This is a genomic window from Xanthobacter sp. DMC47 (genome assembly GCF_056313845.1).
The window spans coordinates 1-1026 of sequence record NZ_JBQUZM010000003.1; the positions used below are offsets into that span (position 1 = coordinate 1).

Genomic DNA, 1026 nt, shown 5'->3' on the forward strand with positions numbered 1-1026 from the left:
TCCGAGGTCGAAACCTCGGAGTTCCAGTCTTCGAAGGTGGGTTTCCCCATTCGGAAATCTCCGGATCAAAGCCCATTTGCGGCTCCCCGAAGCTTATCGCAGCGTATCACGTCCTTCTTCGCCTCTTAGCGCCAAGGCATCCACCGAATGCCCTTAAGACACTTGATCGTTCTCATCGTCGATGCCCACCCCTCGGCAGAGGCCCGTATCCAAAACGCAATTTGCATTGCGTCCGGCCGGAGGCTTCGACGTCTTCTTTGAAAAGACCAGCTTCGCATTGTCGACAATGGTGCGGTCAGCACCCAATGATCGCATCGAAAGGTGTCGCCACCCTCCCCACGACCCGACCGTGTTGCCACGGTACAGTCGATCAATGCCCTATTCACGATGTCATACAGCCGTGCATGTTCCGCCGGAGACCGGCATGATGGAACATGCGAAACAGATTATTCGCGGACAAGACGCTCTAGATCCTGATGGATCGAGCGCAAACCACCCTGCCATCATCTTCCTCAACAAAAGAAGAATGGTGGAGCCAGACGGGATCGAACCGACGACCTCATGCTTGCAAAGCACGCGCTCTCCCAACTGAGCTATGGCCCCATCACAGGATGCCACAGGCGAAGAGTTCGCGAAGCTTCGGACATGAGGCGCAGGCAAGAACTGTCTGATGGTGGTGGGCCTGGGACGACTCGAACGTCCGACCTCACCCTTATCAGGGGTGCGCTCTAACCACCTGAGCTACAGGCCCGAAACCGGAACGCAGCCTCAAGCGAGGGAAGACCCTCACGAGGACCGCAACCTGGGCGTCAAGCTTGTCCGCGAAGAAAGAGAAACGAAGACGGCGGTGTCCCGCAAATGCCAGATCACGACGTTTCCGACTGTGTCCGGCTGATGTTTCTGAAGAGATCCGATAGATCACGACCGAAGTCGCGATACTGAGGGATCATCCTTAGAAAGGAGGTGATCCAGCCGCAGGTTCCCCTACGGCTACCTTGTTACGACTTCACCCCAGTCGCTGACCCT

The 1026-nt window shown here is 56.6% G+C and carries 2 tRNA genes and 2 rRNA genes; all 4 read right to left on the reverse strand.

The window, feature by feature from the left end:
• A 23S ribosomal RNA gene (locus ACT54R_RS11765) occupies positions 1-168 on the reverse strand; the annotation flags it as partial.
• 359 nt (positions 169-527) lie between these two features.
• A tRNA-Ala gene (locus tag ACT54R_RS11770) sits at positions 528-603 on the reverse strand.
• 71 nt (positions 604-674) lie between these two features.
• Positions 675-751: transfer RNA gene (locus ACT54R_RS11775), tRNA-Ile, on the reverse strand.
• A gap of 205 nt (positions 752-956) precedes the next feature.
• Positions 957-1026: ribosomal RNA gene (locus ACT54R_RS11780) — 16S ribosomal RNA — on the reverse strand; the annotation flags it as partial.